We start from the raw sequence: 18,473 nt of genomic DNA on the forward strand, positions 1-18,473 counted from the left end.
GCTCAGCTCCTCATAAGTATACAGCTGTATACTTTATGATCACGAGACTTCGTCGGCGTCAAGAGTGGCCCGTCCTCTGGGAGCGACGAATTGAGAAATCTTGCCTAGCGCGCAGCTGGAGATTTGGATCCGCGCAGGTCCATGCCGCAATGATGCGTGGGCTTATGAGCGCTTGTCCGCGAATTGCGACGCCCGTTGCTCGACCTGCCGCTTGATGTTTGCCAGCGCGATTGCCGCCTCTTCGTCCATGCGTTGGATTTGGTCGTCACTCGGCGCGACGGGACGGCGCGGGTTGCTAAGATGGCGCGTGTATTTCGTAACATCTCCTTCGCGCTCAAAAGTGTAGCGGATCACGATCGGTCCGATGAAATCCGTGTCGGCTTGAACGGTCCAAACATGAGGACGATCGCTCTCAGCCACCCTCCAGTTGAGCACGACCTCGCCGCGGCGGATACGCCATTGCTCGCGAAACGTTTCGCCTGCCTCGAGCGCACGATTCTCGCTTTCGATTCGATGCGAAGCAGCCAGCCATTCCGGCCACGAATTCGGATTGCAGACGTAGTCGAAAACGGCCTCCGGCGGAGCTTCAATACGGATATCGTGGCTACGATCGAAAGAGATTGGCATCGAACTCTCCAGTTAAGGCGATAAGGACTAACCGACGCGACGCTGCGGACGAGCTCCAGCTAGGCCTCCCATGCCGGAACCGACGACAATGACGTCGTAATTGCTCCTCACTCCTCTTGTGGTCTTCCGATAGGCGGTTCGACGGCTTCCGCCGGCGAGCCATTCAGTGCGGGTAAACGGGAGCAGTGCCCAACGTGTCGTCCGCACGCATCCGGCGTTCATTCTCCGTGAAGGCTGCTCGGTCGAGCGCGGCGCGCGGCGAACGGTCAAGCATAGACACCAGCCAGCAAGTCAGGAAGGCCAGCGGCATGGTGACAATGGTCGGCGGATCGTAAGGGAACAACGGCGCGGAGTTGCCGATAACGACGACCCAAATCGCCGGCCCGGCAATGGTCAGGGCGACCGAAGACACCAGTCCGACGATACCGCCCGCAAGCGCGCCGCGGGTGGTCAGGCCATCCCAGTACATCGCGAGCATCAGCACCGGGAAGTTGGCGCTGGCGGCGATGGCGAAGGCCAGTCCGACCATGTAGGCGACATTCTGCTTCTCAAACAAAAGGCCGAGAAGAATAGCCGCAACGCCGATGGCCACTGTGGCGAAACGCGACACCCGGATTTCCGCGGCTTCGCTGGTTGCCTGGCGCCGGAACACGTTGGCATAAAGATCGTGAGAGATCGAAGCAGCGCCGGAAATTGCCAGCCCGGCCACCACCGCCAGGATAGTGGCAAAAGCGATCGCAGAAATCGCACCCATCATTGCTTCGCCGCCAAGGGCCTTGGCGAGATGGATCGCAACCATGTTCCCGCCGCCCAGAATGGCACCTTTGGCGTCGAGAAATTCCGGATTTTTCGATACCAGGACGATGCCACCGAATCCCAGCACAAAGACGATGCCGAAGAACAGGCCAATCAGCAGAGTCGCCCAAGCCACCGATTTCCGCGCGGTCGCAGCATCCGCCACCGTGAAGAACCGCATCAGAATGTGAGGCAGTCCTGCGGTGCCAAGCATCAGACCGAGACCCAATGAGACCGCTGAAATCGGCGACTGCACTAGCGCCTGCGGCACCAAGATCGCCGCTCCGCGGCGATGCGCCGCTGCGGCCTCTGCCATCAAATCTCCGAGATCGTAACCAAATCGGCTCAGCACCATAAGCGCCATGAGCGCCGAACCGCCGAGGAGCAAGATTGCTTTGGTGATCTGCACCCAAGTTGTCGCCATCATGCCACCGATCACGACGTAGACAATCATCAGGATGCCGACCACGATCACGGCGACATGATAATCGATGCCAAACAGCAGGCGAATCAATTGACCGGCGCCTACCATCTGAGCGATCAGGTAGAACGCGATCACGGTCAGCCCGCCGGCCGCCGCGAACATCCGCATCGGACGCGGGTCGAGCCGAGCCGCCAGGACATCGGCAAAGGTGAAGCGCCCGAGATTGCGGAGACGCTCCGCGACCAGGAAGGTGATGATCGGCCATCCGACCAGGAATCCCATGGCGTAGACCAAGCCGTCGAAGCCGGTGGCGTAAATCAGTGCGGTCAATCCAAGAAAGGCCGCCGCCGACATGTAATCACCGGCAATGGCGAGGCCGTTCTGTAGGCCTGTGATGCTGCCGCCCGCGGTGTAGAAGTCGCGCGCCGACCGAGTTCGACGGGCGGCAAAGAACGTGATTACGAGCGTCGTGGCAATGATCGCCAGGAACATCCCGATCGCGGCACCGTTGCTGCCCGCTGCGGGTACTGCAGCCTGCGCCATGGCCGGCGCAGGCTGCCACGACATGCCCGCCGTCAGCAGACCCAGCACGATCAGACTATTAGCGCGCCAAACATAAAATCCCGTAAGCACCACCGCGGTCACGATCACCCCGAAGCTCAGCGCTGCAGCCAAATTAACCGTTCCGCCGGTGCGTAGCGGCATCATTAACAACGTCTGAGCGTGAACGCCGAGCGCTAGAAAGCCGAAATACACGGAGCACATGACGCCGCTGAGAATCCAACCGAGCCGAGCCCGGCGCTGATAGCCCGAAGCGCTATTTGTAGACGCAGTTCCCCCGCGCTTTGTCATGCTATCCCCCCGTGCGTTCGCCTCTAGCGTAACGTTGTATCAGTATACGACCAATATATTGGATTGAGTCAAGCGACTCATAACCGGTAGAGTTCGGCCTGCGCCAACGTTTTGCGATACATCCGCATTGACGCCGCGTCGATCAGTTGACCATCAACGCTGATCGCGCCCTGCCCCGCCTCAACGGCATCATGATAAGCTTTGGCATAACGCCGCGCGTCGGCTACGGCGTCCGCCGCCGGCGAGAATGCCGCTACGGCGAGCGGGATCTGGTCAGGATGGATTGCCCATTTGCCCACCGCACCAAGCAGATATGCCTTTCTTGCTTCCTCGTTGTAGACTTCATGTTTGCGAAAATCAGCGAACGGACCATCGATCGGATCGAGGCCATTGGCCCTGCAGGCGATGATCATCCGCACTCGTGCATAGTGCCATAGGTCCGAAGGATAACCGCCCATCTCGCCGACGCTCGCGACGTTAATGCCTTGGGCGGCAGTAAAATCCCCCATGCCGAGAATCATGGCCTCGAGCCGAGACGATGAACCGGCAATAGCATCAATGTCCTGCATCGCCTCAACTTCCTCGATCAGGATCTCGATGCCGATCTTTCGCTCCAGTCCGATCTTTCTCTCGATCTGTCCGAGCAGCACGTCGAGCCACTGCACGTCGGCCGGTCGACGGACTTTTGGCAACATGACCGTATCGACCGCGCCGGCACAGGCCTCCACTACAGAAATCACGTCTTCATAGGCCCATTGCGTCTCGAGGTCGTTGATGCGGAAGCAGCGCACCGTGTGCCCCCAATCCATCTCGCGAAACGCACGGATCACATTGGCTCGAGCGGCCACCTTTTCGCGCGGTGCCACCGCGTCCTCGAGATCCAGGAAGACGTGATCGACGCCAAGGCTGGCAGCCTTGGTGATTGCGCGTTGGTTGCTTGCCGGCACTGCCAGCTGGCAACGCCGTGCACGTTTTGGCCGCATGATAGTCATCACTTGCTTTCCTGAATTGGACGGCGGCGAATCAATACCTTGCGGTCGCCGCGGAATACGACTTCGTCACGTTGATTTCTGCCCCAGTGGCGGAACGTGACGATGCCGGCATCGGCGCGCTCCGCCGGCGCGATCTCAAGCACCTCGGTAAAGGCAGTGAGGGTATCGCCATGGAACACCGGGCTCATCAGCCGAATGCCGTCGAGACCAAGTTCGCTGATCGCTTGCTCGCCAGTGTCCTGCATGGCGAGCCCGATCACGGTAGCGATGGTGACGCCGCCGAAGGTGACGCGCTGTCCGAACATGGATCCCTTCATCCCTGCTTCGTTGAAATGCGCATCCGCGGTGTTCATGACAGACAGCGTGCCGAGCACGTTGTCCATCTCGGTGACTGTCTTGCTGCGGACGTGACGGAGCAATTCACCCTTGGTGAAGTCCTCGAAATAATTGCCGCGTCCCGTGAGCGATTCGATTTGCATCATCACGCTTTCCCCAACAGATGGTCCGATATGATCCGCATCTGGATCTCGGAAGTGCCTTCGAAGATCTTGGTCAACCTTGCGTCGCGCCAGTAGCGCTCGACGGCGAAATGAGTGGTATAGCCGGCCCCGCCGAGGATCTGCATGGCGTCGCTCGTGACATCCTCCGCCATTTCGGTGGCGAACAACTTGGCCATGGCGGCGGCGCTGTCGCAGCGCCGCTTCTGATCAATCTCGGTGCATACGAAATACATCAGTTGTCGCGCCGCTTCGATGCGTGTCGCCATATCGGCGAGCTTGAACCGGATCGCCTGGAACTCGGCGATCGGGCGGCCGAACTGCCGCCGCTCCATGGCATATTTCGTTGCGTCCTCAAGGCCGCCACGCGCCAAGCCGATTGCCCGCGCCGCGGTGTGCGCGCGGGCCGCCTCGAGTCCCGCCGTCATCATGTAGAAGGCCTGCCCCTCCTCACCGAGCATCGCTCCTGCCGGCACCCTGCAATCGTCGAAAGCCAATTCCCATGTCTTCCAGCCGAAATAGCCGATCTTCGGAATCGGGCTCCCGCTGACGCCTTTCGGCAATTCCCCTCGGGGTTTATCGACAATAAAGGCCGTGATCCCCGCGTGCTTTTTCTCCGACACCGAGGTACGCGCGAATACCAGGATGTAGTCGGCGCCATCAGCAAAGGTGCACCAGTACTTGGCTCCGGTGATCGACCATTCGTCGCCCTTGCGCTCGGCGCGACAGGAAATGCTCGAAAGGTCCGAACCGGTATCGGGTTCCGACAGGGCATAAGCGCCGAGGCATTTTCCAGACGCTGCGCCGACGAGATATTTGCTCCGCTGCGCGGGCGTCATATCCTTGGCCCCGAATACCGAATTGCCGCGCGCGATCAGGCTTGCCACGCTCATCCAACCGCGCGCGAGTTCCTCGGTGATCAGGCAGTATTCGAAGCAGCCGAGGCCGAGCCCGCCGTGTTCCTCCGGGATGGTAATACCGAAATAGCCCATCTCGGCGATCCGCTCGCGCAGACTCATGGGGATGTCACCCTTTTCCGGATCGAGCTTGTTAGCCACCGGCAGCACCTCGCGTAGAGCGAATTCGCGGGCACTGTTCTGGATCAGGCGACGCTCCTCGGTCATCATGCCGGTCATCGAGCTACTCCAATGGCTTTCACCATATTGGTGCGGGTAAATTCAATGACCACTTCACCGTTGCTGCTGGTCCCGCGCGTTCGCCAGCTAACGATACCGAAATCCGGCCGCCGGTCAGAGGTGCGGGTCGAGATTACGGTACTGTCGCCATAGAGCGTCTCACCGACGTAGACCGGCCGGTGATAGGAAAGATCGTCGACGCCGAGAAAGGCGCCGCCAGCCTCGCTCAGATCTTCCACAGACAAGCCGAAGATGGTGTTGAACACCAACAGCGGGTTGAGCACGAGATCCCGGTGTCCTGTGGCTCTGGCGTAATCGAGATTGAAATAGATCGGGTTGAACGCAAGGGTCAGCGTGCTGAAGAAACTGTTCTCGGCCGCGGTAATTGTGCGGCCCCAGTGATGCCGAAACAGCTGTCCAACCTTGAAGCTTTCGAAATATCTCCCCTTGGCAAGCGGGCGGGCGCTGGCAAAGTCCGGCATGTGGTCCGGTCCGGCCGATGCGGTCATGGCCTATCCTCTCTCTGATCAATTGTAATTTGGTAGCGCAGCATCAGCCCTGACAACGACGCCTCGACAGCCGCTGCATCAGCCGGCGAGCGAACGGTGATGTCTAGCCACGACCCCTCGCTTGAGCTGCGGTTGTCAACGGCAATGCCATCAATTGCAGGCAACGCCAAAAGCGCCGCCGCGCGGTTGGCGTGCTCGCGAAGCTGCGGCTTGTAAATCTTGCCGACCGCCGTCAGCGGCATGGTCTCGCAGATCACCACCTCGGCAGGCGCGGCCGCGCGATCAGCGATCCTCGCTCTGGCGAAGTCACGGAGCTCTTCGCTACTAGCCGTTGCTCCCGGCTTCAGCGTGACGTAGCAGACAGGCAATTCGCCGGCATAGGCGTCGGGTCGGCCAATCGCTGCCGCGAGCGCCACAGCCGGATGCTGGAATAAGCATTCCTCGACAATTTGTGGATCGATGGAGTGACCGGAGCGTTTGATGATGTCCTTTGTCCGCCCGGTCAACCAAAAGTAGCCTTCAGAGTCGCGTCGGCCGAGGTCGCCGGTATCCAACCAGCCATCGGCGAGCAGTACGCCGACGTTGTCGGCCGGATAGCAATAGCCGGCGAATACATTAGGGCCGCGCACGACCAGGTGGCCGATCTCGCCGTCGGCGCAATCGACCATCGCACCGTCAGAGGCGAAACGAACAGCCTTCATCTCCTGATAGGGCAATCTCAGACCGATCGAGCCCACGCGACGCTCACCATTCGGCGGCGCCAAGCTCGACACGCAAGTGCCTTCGGTGAGGCCGTAGCCCTCAAGGATCGTTACGCCTGTCAGTTCTCTGAATCGGCTTGCCTGCTCCGGCGACAACGGCGCTGAACCGCAGATGCAATAGCGAAGCGAGGCTGCCGCCTCTGCGTCGATGCCGCGCGCCATCAACGCACTGTAGATAGTTGGAACCGCGCTGAACGCCGTGGCACGAAACGACTTGATAATGTTCCAGAGATTATCGATGACACGCGGGTTACGATAGCCGGCCGGCGACAGTAGCACTTGGGTCGCGCCGGCGAAGAACACGCCGAGGCTGTTAGGGATCACCGCATGAACGTGAAAGAGCGGTAAGCCGACGCAAAATCGATCGGACGGCTGCAGGTCGAGCAGATAGGCGAAGGCCCAGGCCTCGAAGAGCTGGTTGACGTGGCGCTGCCGGGCAAGCTTGGGCTTGCCGGTGGTGCCGCCGGTATGGAAACACGCGGCGATGTCCTGTGGCCCCCGCTCCGACCGACGGCGTAGCGCATCACCGGGTTGGGCGGCGAGAAGTTCGCCTAGATGAAGAGCACCGTCCCGGCGGCGATCGCCAACGGCGACTAGATAGTGAAGGCAGGGAGCCAGCGCCTTGACCTGTTCCGCTTTCTGCCAGGCGTCGTCGTCATCGCTGTAAGCGCAAAGCACCTTGGCTTCGGCCACGCAGACGATCTCGGCAATTTGTGCCGCGCTCATAAGTGGATTAATGGGGTTGGATATGCCCGCCGCCTGTGCGCCAATATTGATGACATGCACCTCCGGCAGGTTCGGGAGCACATAGGAAACCGTATCGCCGGGCACGAGCCCAAGCGCCTCGAAGGCATTTGCGGCCGCGGTGACGCGAGAGGAAAGATCGCCGTAGCTGACGGTCTCTACACCGGCCTCCGTGACGCCCTCAGCGAGAAAGACGATCGCGGGATGAGCTGGATCGCGGCGCGCAATATCGCGCACCAGATCGAATGTGGTGAGATGCGCACAGCGCTTGTCCCACGGCAGCGCCCGTTCGATCGCCTCGACATCTGCCAAGGTCCGGATCGGAATTCGGTCGGGGAATTGCGTCATCGCTGGGCATCAAAGCTCTGGCTGCGCATCGATCAGAACGCCCGGATTTAGAATGCCCTTCGGATCGAGCGCGCGCTTCGCCGCCCTCATGGCTTCGGCATAAAGCGGCGAGCGCTGGCGATCGTACCACGGCCGATGATGGCGACCGACCGCCTGATGATGTGTGGCCGGTCCACCATTGCTGTGAACCGAATCCAGCGCGGCAGCACGGATCTCGCGCCACTGCCCAGACAGACTGCCTTGGCGGCCCTTGGCGAAGAAGGTGAAATAAGGCGCTGGACCATCCGGATAGACGTGTGAGAAGCGCGTGGTGACCAGCCCGTCGCTGCCGGTAACGCGACGGATCGCGTCCTCAACATCTGCTTTAACGGCGCGATGAAACGCCTCGAAACGCTCCCAAGTGATAGATGTGGCGAACGTATCGAACAAGAACCCGCGCTGGGTCATGGTCTCACGATAGAACGGCATGCGCAAAAACGCATCGCGCCAGTTCCCGGAATCGCCGCTGCGATTACCGCGCTCGTTCGCGTCCACCTTGGGGTCGGGCTTGCCGCCGTGGTCGCACGCAATGCCGACCGCAAGCTGCATCAGCGCCGTTACCGGAACGTCGCCATTCTCGAAACCCAGCATGATCTTGTGGCCCGGAAGACTGCCAGGACTGAAAACCTTTGTCTCCTGCTCTGAGATGAGCCGACAGTTCGCCGGATGAAGTCCGGCCTGTACGATGGCGCGGACCGCACCCGCAGCCTTGAAATAGTCGTCGAATGTAATTGCGATCGCCTCGCGATGGCGCGGCAGCGGCCGCACCTTCATCCACGCCTCGGTAATGATGCCAAGAGCGCCTTCGCTGCCCGCGAAATAGCGCTCCTCGCTCGGACCATTGCCGGTACTCGGCAGCCGGCGGGTCTCGATATTGCCGCGCGGCGTCACGAGTCGGAGGCTTTCGACGAGATCGTCGGCGTGCGTGTAGAGTGTGGCAAAATGGCCGGCGGCGCGGCAGGCTATCCAACCGCCGAGCGTCGAATAGGCGAAGGATTGGGGGAAGTGACGCAAGGTTAGGCCGCTGCCGCGGAGCGCTGCCTCGAGATCGGGACCAAGCGTACCGGCGCGGATGCGGGCCACGCGCGACACCGGGTCGATCTCACTGACGCCGGAGAGTGCCTGGGTATTCAGGGAAACCACGCCGTTATAGGCTTCGCAGAACTGAGCCTCGGTACCACCGACCACCGAGGATCCGCCACCATAGGGGATCACGGCCGCACCGACCCGCTCGGCCCAATCGAATACCGCCGCGAGCTCGTCCTCGTTACGGGGTCGCGCCACCACGTCTGGCGCGTTGGTGAAGGCACGCTCCATGCAGCGCGCGCTGTCGTAGCATGATTTGCCGTAGGTATGGATCAGCCGGTCGGTGTGATCGATCGAGGATATTGCCGCGATAGCCGCCGGAGGCGTTAGCCGCGGCGGCGGCAGAGTGATTTCAGAAGCGGTCGGCGGCGGCGTGGCGGCGTCGGGGACTGCGCCGAACAGGCTGCCGACGTGACGGGCTACGGAATCGCCCTCGGCGGCACCGACGATTTCGTCCTCGTAACCCCATCCCCAGAACTTAAAGCGACGTTGCGCCATGGCTTTCCTCCAACCAATATATCGGAGGTATATTGATCGCTGAATGGCGTCAAGCCGACAGTACTTCGCTCTTCGCTTTTCATCGTAGACGCGGTATCCATCAACGAGCTCCGAACAACCTCGTCAGTGCCCATGCCCCCCAAGAGTCGCTCTACCAAGTCCCTCCCCGCCGACGGAAGCCTGACCGCCACGGCCTACCGCAAACTGGAAGAGCTGATTGTTACGCTGCAGATTCCACCCGGCTCGCTCGTGTCAGAGCCGGAGCTCGCAGCGCGCCTCGGAATCGGCCGCACGCCGATTCGCGAGGCGATGCAAAGGCTCGCCCGAGAACGGCTGATCCGGGTGATGCCGTCGCGCGGCTGCACCGTCACTGAAGTCAGCGTCGACGAACAGCTCAAGCTCTTGGAGCTGCGGCGGGAATTGGAAGCACTGGTAGCCCGAACGGCTGCCACTCGGGCGACTGCACAGGAGCGTCAGCGATTCACTAAGATTGCGGCGGGCTTCCGCACCGCGTTAGCAAAGGGAGATTTCGATGCGTTCCGGGACTTGGACGCCGATTTCAATGACTTGTGTGAGTCGGCCTGCAGAAATGAGCTGATCAGCTCCGCAATCCGGCGCATCAATCCGCTTGCGCGCCGGTTCTGGTTCATTCATCACGGCAAATCTCTGCCGGAGACCGGTGTACAGGCCCATGCGGAGATGGCCGAGGCGATCGGCCGCGGCGATGCGGCCAAGGCCGTCGCGGCCTCTAACAAGCTCTGTGACTTCATCGAAGACACCACGCGGAAATCGTTGGTGTTCGGCACATCGAAAGCCTAGCTGGGAGCGATTTAAGTCCTATTTGCGCCGGCGTCTACCAAAGCTCCGAGCAACGCATCATCTGCACCGAGCGCCGGTACGTTGAAGCGTAGCTGTGCCGGCTCACGTGCGAACTTGATTGGTGCACCGATATGATCGGCGCCCTCGCGGTCGGTCAGTCGCATCTCGCGCGCCGCCGTCTGGGCGCTCTGGAAAGCCTCGCTCAGCGTATTCACCGGTGCGTAGCAGACATCCTTCCCCTCCAGCCAGGACAGCCAGTGGTCGAGCGGCCGGCTACGGAAGGTTCGGGTCAGATAGTCCTTCACCGGCTGCTGTGGTGCGCCCGGCGGGGCCTTGCACGATTCTAATAAATCGGGACGACCGAGCGCGACCAACAGCGTTTGTGCAAATTTGATCTCCGACCCTCCCAGCGAGATCCAGCGATCGTCGGCAGTCTGATAGAGGTTATAAAAGGCCGCGCCGCCGAGCGCCCGATCGGCAGCGGGATCGATGTCGCGGCCCTCCGCGAACACCGGCCCGGTGCCATGCAGCAGCCAGGCCATAAGACTGTCATGCATCGCTATGTCGAGATGATCGCCAAGGCCGGTCTGTCGTACCCGAAGTAGCGCCATCAGAATACCGGACAAGGCCATCAGCGAAGCCGACATGTCGGCAGCCGGCACGGCGGGAAGCTTCGGCGGCTGGTCAGACGTCTGCGTCAAGCTGAGCGCGCCGGTCATAGCCTCGATCGACAGGTCATGAGCGGCTCGCTGGGTCAACGGCCCGGTCTGGCCAAAGGCGGAAATCGAGCAATAGACGATGTGAGGTGCCCGCACCGCAACGCTCGCATAGTCGAGACCGAGACGCGCGGCAACGCCCGGACGGAAACTCTCGATCACTACGTCGGACCCAACCATCAAATCCAGCACCGCATCGCGCTGAACTGCCTGCTTTAGATCGACGACCACGCTCTTCTTGCCGCGGTTGACGTTGCGGAAATAGACGGTGTGCCCAGACTGACGTGGGCCGATGCCGCGGGTTGGATCGCCGCCCGGCGGCTCGATTTTGACGACCTCAGCCCCGTGGTCCGCCATTGTCATCGTCAGGAAAGGCCCAGGCAGAAACTGGGTGAGATCGACGACCTTGATGCCCGCGAGTTTCATGACATTTCCGTTCAGCGGGTGGTATCGATCCACACTGTCTTCAACGCGGTGCAGTTCTTCATTGCGTGCAACGAACGGTCGCGGCCATGACCCGATTGGCCCACACCTCCGAACGGCACGCTCATGTCAACCGCATCATAAGTGTTGACCCAAACCGTTCCGGCCTTTAGCGCGGCCGCCACGCGGTGCTGGCGGGCACTGTCTCTAGTCCATACCGCCGCGGCGAGGCCATAGATCGAATCATTGGCGAGCCGCACTGCTTCATCCTCGGTCGTAAAGGTCAGTACCGACAGCACCGGTCCGAAAATCTCCTCCCGCGCGATGGTCATGTTGGGATTTACACGATCGAATATTGTCGGTTCGATATAGCTTCCGCCGGTGTCTTGCATCACTTGGTGGCCGCCCATCGTAAGTTGAGCGCCATCGCTCTGTGCGTGTTCGATGTAGGACATCACCCGCGCAAGATGCTCACGGTCGACCATGGCACCGTTAAAGCTCTTAGGATCGAATGGATCGCCCGGCCCCATGGTCGCGGCGACGGCAGCGATCTTCTCCACCACTGCGTCCTTGATCGACGCCTCGACGAGAAGCCGCGATCCGGCGGTGCAGACCTGCCCCTGATTGAAGAAGATCGCGTTGGCCGCAGCGCGCGCTGAGGCATCTAGATCGGCGGTGTCCGCGAACACGATGTTCGGCGACTTGCCGCCACACTCCAGCTCCACCTGTTTCGTATTGCTTTCGCCAGCATAAACCAGGAATTTGCGGCCAATCTCGGTGGACCCGGTGAACAGGATGGCATCGACATCCATGTGTCGGCCGAGCGCTTGGCCAACGCTGGCGCCGCCCCCGGGCAGCACCTGGAACACGCCCGGAGGAATCCCCGCTTTCGCGGCTAGTTCAGCGAGCCGGATCGCGGTCAGCGGGCTTTGTTCCGCCGGCTTCAGAATGACGCTGTTACCGGCCGCAAGTGCCGGCGCAAGCTTGGTAGCGGCTGTCAATAGCGGGAAATTCCAAGGCACCACCACCGCGATCACGCCGAGCGCTTCGCGGCGCAGCAGCGCCAGCGACCCCGGCGCCGTCGGCGCGATCTCGTCGTAGACCTTGTCAATCGCCTCAGCGTACCACTGGACGGCGTTGGCCGCGCCGGGCACGTCGAGGGCGCTGGAGAAGCGGATCGGCTTGCCCATGTCCATGGTTTCGAGAAGCGCAAGTTCATCCCGCGCCTTCAGGATTTCGCCGGCAAAAGCGGACATGATCTTCTTACGCTTCGCCGGCGTGTAGCTTCGCCACACCCGCTTCTCGAACGCAGCGCGGGCCGCAATCACCGCGCGGTCAACATCCTCGACGTCGCACTCGGCAACCTCGGCGATCTCCCGACCATCGACTGGACTAATGCAAGTAAAGGTGCGGCCGGAGGCCGACGGAACGTAACTGCCGTTGACGAACGCTTGGCCGTTAATCTTCAACTCCGCGGCGCGGCGCCGCAACAGTGCACTTTCCGGCACATTGGTCATCACTACCCCGACTTCTTTTCCAGTTTTACGACAACCAATATATTGGATATATATCGCATCGGTCAAGCATGGAGGAGTACATGACAACGACCATCTCGGCCGATGAGATAGCCGATCACCTGCGTCCCGGCATGACGGTTTATGTTGGAGGCGCAAGCGGCGAATCTCCCCTCATCCGCGACGCGCTATCGCGCCGTCCCGACTGCGCTGCCGGAGTCGACTTCATCGGCGCCCAGCTTCCGGGGATCAACGTGTTCGACTATGCAGGGCTCCATCCGCAGGCCACCTCGCAGGGCATCTTTGTCACGCCTGCCCAACGCACGAGCTTCGCGACGGGACGACATCGGCTCTTGCGCATGGGCTATCACGGTTTTGCCTCATACCTTCGCGATCGGCCGGTTGATCTGGCGTTGCTGCTGCTGTCTGAATCCGATGCCGATGGCAGCTACGGCTTCGGCGCCAACGCCGATCTTGCGGGCATTGCCGCGGCAGGCGCGCGCGTGGTCATCGCTGAGGTCAACGCCACTCTGCCTCGCAACAGCGGCGAACGACTTCCGGCCAACCAGGTGCAGTTCGCGGTGCGCTCGAACCTACCGATCGCTCACCCAATCGACGCAGCGCCGGATCCGGTGCAGGAGCGCATCGCTCACAATGTCGCCGGACTGATCTCCGACGGCGATATTTTGCAGATCGGCATCGGCAAACTGCCCTCCGCGGTGCTCGGGCGGTTGACCAGTCACCGCCGGCTCGGGCTGCATTCCGGCCTAATCTCGGACGGCTGCCTCGATCTGATCGAGGCAGGAGTCCTCACCGGAGAAACCAATCCGATTGATCCGCGCCTTGCGGTCGCCGCGGGCGCGATTGGATCGGCAAGACTTTATGCCGCGCTAAACTCGCCCTTGATTGATCTTCGTAGCGCCCTGCGCACCCACGATGCGGACCTCATCCGCCAACTACCCAATTTTGTCTCGATCAATTCCGCCATTGAGGTCGATCTCTTCGGACAGTTCAATGCTGACACTGTGGGCGGTCGGTTTGTAGCGGGCGTTGGCGGCTTCAACGACTTTGTCCGCGCCGCCCGCCAGTCCCGAGGGGGCCGCTCGATAGTGGCGCTGCCGTCGCGCAGCAAGTCAGCGTCTCGAATAGCCGCAAGCCTTCCATTCGCACCGATCACAGCCCTTAGCGGCGACATCGATTTCCTGGTCACTGAAAACGGCACGGCCGACCTACGACACAAATCAATTGACCAGACCGCCGCCGCGATCATCGCTATCGCTGCACCGGAAGATCGACCCGAACTCACTGCGGCGTGGCAATCGATTAGATCACGACTGTAGATCGGCGTCACAGACCAATCGCCACATTAGCGATGAGGCAGTCTAGTAAGCTCAGAATGGTTCGCGCATGTTCCGAACGCATGCTGCGCTAACCAGTCCGGCTGCAGCAATGTAGCAACAGATTAGCCAAGGGCTTCCTGAACCATATCCAAGCAACGCAGTCGCCACGATCGGCGTAAGCGACACAGAGAGGATGGCACCTATCTGATAGACAATCGAGATCCCTGTGAAACGGACACTTGTATCGAAAAGTTCGCAGAAGATAGCTGCTTGAGGGCCATAAACAGGAGCGTAAATGATCCCGAGAGCGAATACGATAGCGGCGATCGCCAGCCAAGAACTTCCCGATTGCATCAGGTAGAACGCTGGAAATCCAGCTACTCCACAGATCAGCGAGAAAGTAATGTACAACTTCCGCTTACCGGCCTGGTCCGCCCATCTTGCAGCAAACGGTATTGCCACGGCCAGCGCGATCGCAGCCACCGTAATCCCGCCGAGGACAGTTGCCCGTGACATACCAGCGGCATTGACAAGGAATCCGACACAAAAGATCGCATAGACGGCAAACACGACTCCATCGATCATTCTCGCACCCAATCCGAGCGCGATATCCTTCTTGTAATCACGAAGAACATCGACGATCGGCGCGCGAGCCACCTTGGCTTCCTTTCTGATGCGTTCGAATTCCGGGGTTTCAAGGATGCGAAGTCTGATGAACATCCCGACCGCAAGAAGCAACAGGCTCAGCCAGAACGCGATCCGCCACCCCCATGACATGAACGCGTCCTCGCTCATGTAGAATGAGAGAATGCTTATCACCCCGGATGCCATGCATAGGCCGATTGCAAGACCCATCTGGGGATAAGCCGCATACTGCGCTCTGGTGCTGCGTTCCGAGTATTCGAAGGCCATCAGCACCGCCCCGCCCCATTCGCCGCCCATCGCAAACCCCTGCACGATGCGGAGGAAGATCAACAGCAAAGGAGCGCAAATGCCGATCTCTGCGTAAGTTGGTAGGAAACCGATCGCGAATGTGGCGGCTCCCATAAGCAGCAGCGTCATCACCAGCAGGGGCTTTCTGCCGACCCGATCGCCGAAATGTCCGATGAGGATCCCTCCAACTGGTCGCACCAAGAACCCCACTGCAAACGTCGCATATGCAAGAACGACCGCTACGACCGGATCGTTTGCAGGGAAGAAAAGCTTATTGAAAACAATTGCGCTGAGCGTTCCATAGATGAAGAAGTCGTACCATTCGATAGCCGTTCCCATAAGGCTGGCGATCGCGACTGTCTTCACCGCGCTTCGGTCCTCGGCGGACACTGCTTCAATTGCAATACTATTCCCTTGCATCGCCCACTCCCGATCAATCTGCATCCGCGGATATCGACACCGCCGCTCAATTCGTCTCATTGCACTATATTCGGTCGCTGCAGCAGCGCGGGCCACCTCCCGTCCGCAACCGCGCGATACGGTGCAGGCAGCTGCAATGACGCACTCAACTTTCTTGCGGCATGCCAGCCCCAACGCGGATCATCGAGGAATCCCCGACCGACCGCCACGAAATCTGCTCTTCGCTCCTGGATGATGGCCTCGGCGTGGACCGGATCGGTGATCAATCCCGATGTTCTGACAGGCACCCTTACGACCGCTTTGAGGGCATGAGCTAGATCGACTTGATATCCGGGCTCTTGGGGCGCGGCTGCCGGGAAGATCAGGCCGCCGCTCGATGCGCAAAAATAGTCCACTCCTAGCCGCTCCAGCTCCACCGCAAGTACTCTGCTGTCGGCCGGTCGCAGTCCGCCGTCGATACCGTCCGAGAAGCAGAGCCGCACGCCCAAGGCACGGTCTAGAGGCCAAATGCTCCGCGCGTCCTCTACTATCTCCCGGATCAGACGACCGTTGCTTTGCACCCCATACTCGTCGGTTCGATGATTAGAGAGTGGCGAAAGGAACTGATGCAGCAGGCTTCCGTGCACAACATGGATTTCGAGGCAATCAATCTCGCAGCGAATGGCGCGACTGACCGCCCCTTTGAAAGCCTTCCGCAACTCTCGGATGTCCACCGTCGTCATCTCGGACGGGATGGCGGCATCGTCGCGGAAGGCGATTGCCGACGGCGCCAAGGTCGTCCACGCCCCATCACCCGCCCCGAGCGAATTGCCGCCGCTCCAGGGAGGCATCGTGGAGCCCTTGCGCCCGGAATGCCCGAGCTGCATTCCGATCCGGACGCCCGGCGCCATGGCTCGGATTGCACCGATTAGCTTGCCGATTTCGCTCTCATGCTTATCGCTGCAAAGGGAGAGACAACCGTGTGTCAGCCTGCCCTGCAACGAAACAGCACAGAACTCGATCATCACGAGTCCGGCGCCCCCTAACGAAAGGGAGCCAAGGTGCTGCAGATGCCAAGGCCCCGGAAGACCGTCAAAGGCGCTATACTGGGACATCGGAGCGACGGCGATACGGTTTTGAAGCGTTACGCCGCCGATCCGAAGCTCCGAGAACAGGTGCGGCGGCGTCATCGCGATGAAGGCAGGACGGTGAGCGCTGGCCGGCTTTCGGCCGGGGGAGCCTCCGCCATCGAAGGTTTCGCGCCGCCGCCGATTACAGACACCATGTCCAGTTCGCGGCTATGGAGCCGCAGCTCGAAGATGTCGAACCTGTTGTAGTGCCCGATAATGTCCTGAAACTGTTTCGGTTCGATGCTTCGTTCGTAGTCTACCTCGGCGTATACGATGCCCTCCTTGTCGATCAGCGGTTCACTGATCAAGCGGCCATCGGGACCAAAGATCCCCGAGAAAGCATTCGGCGTTCCCACGAGCATTTTCCGACGCTCATCGTCCGTGCCCAACGCGGTAACGATCTCCTCCGACATGGCCGAGCAGGCGACGATCGTAAACACTTTTCCTTCGAAGGAATGCGCGCCTGCGCGGATCTTGATTGCATCCGGCATGTCGTAACTGGAGGTGAATGGAAAGGCGATGTAATTGGCGACATGCACTTGCTCGCCCTGGGCGAGGAGAGAAAAACGGGCGAGCGTGTTCGTGTTCTCGCCGCAAGCCAAGGTCCCGAGCTTGCCGTTCGGAGTCTCATAGACTCGGATCGAGCTCCCATCGCCACTGCCCCAACTTAGCTTCTCGGCGAACGTCGGAACGATCTTGCGATGACGGCCTAGAAGTGCGCCATCGGGACCGATGATGACGTTGGTGTTGTAGATCGTCCCCATGCTGACGGGGCTACGCTCATTGACACCGATTACGACTGTAGCATTGGCCTGGGCGGCAGCCTGCTGGACCGCTTTGACTTCCGGACCGTCGATATCGATCGACGACTTGTAGAGTTTCTTGAACCACGCACTTCCTTCGAGCGGGCTCATCATCCAGCTCCAGTAAGGATAGCCGGAAATGAACACCTCTGGGAATGCGATGACAGAGGCGCCGTTCGAAGCGGCTTCACGAATAAGCCGACAGGCCTTGTCCGCGCTCCCCGGGGAATCGAGGAAGAGCGGAGCCGCCTGCACCGCCGCTGCCGTGAACTTCGGATGGAGTTTTACGCTCATATTTTCCCCTTGTCTGATCGGACTAGTTTCGCCTGGAAAGAACTCGCGCGCCGTGGTCATAGAGACCGGTTAGCAGGCCGAGGGACTGCGTCGCGTTAGCCATCTGCTCCCTCAGCCCCGGGAGAGCAGCAGTAGGGTCCATCAGCAGTTGACGCCTCGCCTCGATGAAGCGACTTACGACCGGTTCTGCCTTGGCGGTCACTTCGTAAGCCGCGTCTCGGAATGACGTTGCTTCGGCCTTCTGAACCAACCCAGCGGTCACCAGTTTCTTGATGCTGTATTGAATGTTCGATAGATCGTCACGATTGGCGAACCGGGCCAGATCCGAAATTCGCCGTGGACCGTTTGCCGCGACGAGCTGCTGTAGAATGACGCAATCCTGACCGTTCAGATTTGACTCGCGGCCCTCGGCGCCGAGGAGAGCTCCGCCCCACCGATAGAATGCCTCCGCCGCGCAGATGAGTGCCTGCTCAAATTCCGTAATAGAGGCTTCATGCTCGTTGCTCGCGAGGTGAGGAGGCTGCTTTTTATGACCCGGATCGCTCTCTTGCATCTTCACGATTGCTTTTGATGTTGTCGTTTGGCTACGGCGCGTCATTCAAGGGCTCCAGTGAGGTTCACAGTCAGCAATAGCGTGTTCGTATGTGACTGTCCCCTACTTTCCCACTAGGCCGTCTATCGGAGACCTTTACTTTGCAATCACTAGTACGATTGTGGTCAATAGCGCTGTGACTCCGATGGCAGGGACGACGATCCACATGGCTTCATTCCGAGGAGCGAAAGCCTCATAGGCG

The 18,473-nt window shown here is 60.4% G+C and carries 16 protein-coding genes; 2 read left to right on the forward strand and 14 right to left on the reverse strand.

Annotated features, from left to right (window positions below; translation table 11 throughout):
- Nucleotides 1-162 precede the first annotated feature (162 nt).
- From RAD15_RS23240 to RAD15_RS23275, 8 genes are all read right to left on the reverse strand, one after another.
- Nucleotides 163-627, reverse strand: coding sequence for an SRPBCC family protein (locus RAD15_RS23240; RefSeq protein ID WP_458180528.1), 465 nt, complete (start codon nucleotides 625-627; stop codon nucleotides 163-165).
- A gap of 163 nt (nucleotides 628-790) precedes the next feature.
- Nucleotides 791-2,698: a cation/acetate symporter ActP gene (gene actP, locus RAD15_RS23245; RefSeq protein WP_458180529.1), complete on the reverse strand. Its 1,908-nt coding sequence runs from the start codon at nucleotides 2,696-2,698 to the stop codon at nucleotides 791-793.
- Between the two features lie 77 nt (nucleotides 2,699-2,775).
- Nucleotides 2,776-3,690 (reverse strand): HpcH/HpaI aldolase/citrate lyase family protein, encoded by a 915-nt coding sequence (locus tag RAD15_RS23250; RefSeq protein WP_458180530.1) that lies wholly within the window; start codon nucleotides 3,688-3,690, stop codon nucleotides 2,776-2,778.
- Nucleotides 3,690-4,262: a MaoC family dehydratase gene (locus RAD15_RS23255; RefSeq protein ID WP_458180665.1), complete on the reverse strand. Its 573-nt coding sequence runs from the start codon at nucleotides 4,260-4,262 to the stop codon at nucleotides 3,690-3,692. Before RAD15_RS23255 ends, RAD15_RS23250 begins: the two co-directional genes overlap by 1 nt.
- Nucleotides 4,172-5,323: an acyl-CoA dehydrogenase family protein gene (locus RAD15_RS23260; protein WP_458180531.1), complete on the reverse strand. Its 1,152-nt coding sequence runs from the start codon at nucleotides 5,321-5,323 to the stop codon at nucleotides 4,172-4,174. The genes RAD15_RS23255 and RAD15_RS23260 overlap by 91 nt, the downstream gene beginning before the upstream one ends.
- Nucleotides 5,320-5,832: a MaoC family dehydratase gene (locus RAD15_RS23265; protein ID WP_458180532.1), complete on the reverse strand. Its 513-nt coding sequence runs from the start codon at nucleotides 5,830-5,832 to the stop codon at nucleotides 5,320-5,322. The genes RAD15_RS23260 and RAD15_RS23265 overlap by 4 nt, the downstream gene beginning before the upstream one ends.
- Nucleotides 5,829-7,685: an acyl-CoA synthetase gene (locus RAD15_RS23270; protein WP_458180533.1), complete on the reverse strand. Its 1,857-nt coding sequence runs from the start codon at nucleotides 7,683-7,685 to the stop codon at nucleotides 5,829-5,831. Before RAD15_RS23270 ends, RAD15_RS23265 begins: the two co-directional genes overlap by 4 nt.
- A 9-nt stretch (nucleotides 7,686-7,694) precedes the next feature.
- Complete coding sequence (locus RAD15_RS23275; RefSeq protein ID WP_458180534.1) at nucleotides 7,695-9,308, reverse strand: FAD-binding oxidoreductase; 1,614 nt, start codon at nucleotides 9,306-9,308, stop codon at nucleotides 7,695-7,697.
- Nucleotides 9,309-9,440: 132 nt separating this feature from the next.
- Between RAD15_RS23275 and RAD15_RS23280 the strand changes: the two genes are divergently transcribed.
- Nucleotides 9,441-10,127, forward strand: a complete 687-nt coding sequence (locus tag RAD15_RS23280; RefSeq protein ID WP_458180535.1) for a GntR family transcriptional regulator — start codon at nucleotides 9,441-9,443, stop codon at nucleotides 10,125-10,127.
- 11 nt (nucleotides 10,128-10,138) lie between these two features.
- Here the strand turns inward: RAD15_RS23280 and RAD15_RS23285 are convergent, their stop codons facing one another.
- Together RAD15_RS23285 and RAD15_RS23290 are read right to left on the reverse strand one after the other, a co-directional pair.
- Nucleotides 10,139-11,269, reverse strand: coding sequence for a CaiB/BaiF CoA transferase family protein (locus tag RAD15_RS23285; RefSeq protein ID WP_458180536.1), 1,131 nt, complete (start codon nucleotides 11,267-11,269; stop codon nucleotides 10,139-10,141).
- Between the two features lie 11 nt (nucleotides 11,270-11,280).
- Nucleotides 11,281-12,783 (reverse strand): aldehyde dehydrogenase, encoded by a 1,503-nt coding sequence (locus RAD15_RS23290; protein ID WP_458180537.1) that lies wholly within the window; start codon nucleotides 12,781-12,783, stop codon nucleotides 11,281-11,283.
- 80 nt (nucleotides 12,784-12,863) lie between these two features.
- Here RAD15_RS23290 and RAD15_RS23295 point away from each other — a divergent pair, with 80 nt between their 5' ends.
- Complete coding sequence (locus tag RAD15_RS23295; protein ID WP_458180538.1) at nucleotides 12,864-14,120, forward strand: acetyl-CoA hydrolase/transferase family protein; 1,257 nt, start codon at nucleotides 12,864-12,866, stop codon at nucleotides 14,118-14,120.
- 51 nt (nucleotides 14,121-14,171) lie between these two features.
- On the opposite strand, the gene RAD15_RS23300 is transcribed toward RAD15_RS23295, so the two are convergent.
- The 4 genes from RAD15_RS23300 to RAD15_RS23315 are packed head-to-tail and all read right to left on the reverse strand — an operon-like array spanning nucleotide 14,172 to nucleotide 18,277.
- Nucleotides 14,172-15,497, reverse strand: a complete 1,326-nt coding sequence (locus tag RAD15_RS23300; RefSeq protein ID WP_458180539.1) for an MFS transporter — start codon at nucleotides 15,495-15,497, stop codon at nucleotides 14,172-14,174.
- Between the two features lie 32 nt (nucleotides 15,498-15,529).
- Entirely contained in the window at nucleotides 15,530-16,642 is a 1,113-nt protein-coding gene (locus tag RAD15_RS23305) for an oxidoreductase (protein WP_458180540.1), read from the reverse strand.
- Nucleotides 16,639-17,679 carry a carbon-nitrogen hydrolase family protein gene (locus RAD15_RS23310; protein WP_458180541.1) on the reverse strand — a complete coding sequence of 347 codons (1,041 nt, stop codon included), beginning with the start codon at nucleotides 17,677-17,679 and terminating at the stop codon, nucleotides 16,639-16,641. The genes RAD15_RS23305 and RAD15_RS23310 overlap by 4 nt, the downstream gene beginning before the upstream one ends.
- A gap of 22 nt (nucleotides 17,680-17,701) precedes the next feature.
- Nucleotides 17,702-18,277: a winged helix DNA-binding protein gene (locus RAD15_RS23315; protein WP_458180542.1), complete on the reverse strand. Its 576-nt coding sequence runs from the start codon at nucleotides 18,275-18,277 to the stop codon at nucleotides 17,702-17,704.
- Between the last annotated feature and the right edge of the window lie 196 nt (nucleotides 18,278-18,473).

The organism is Bradyrhizobium sp. 14AA (assembly GCF_054185205.1).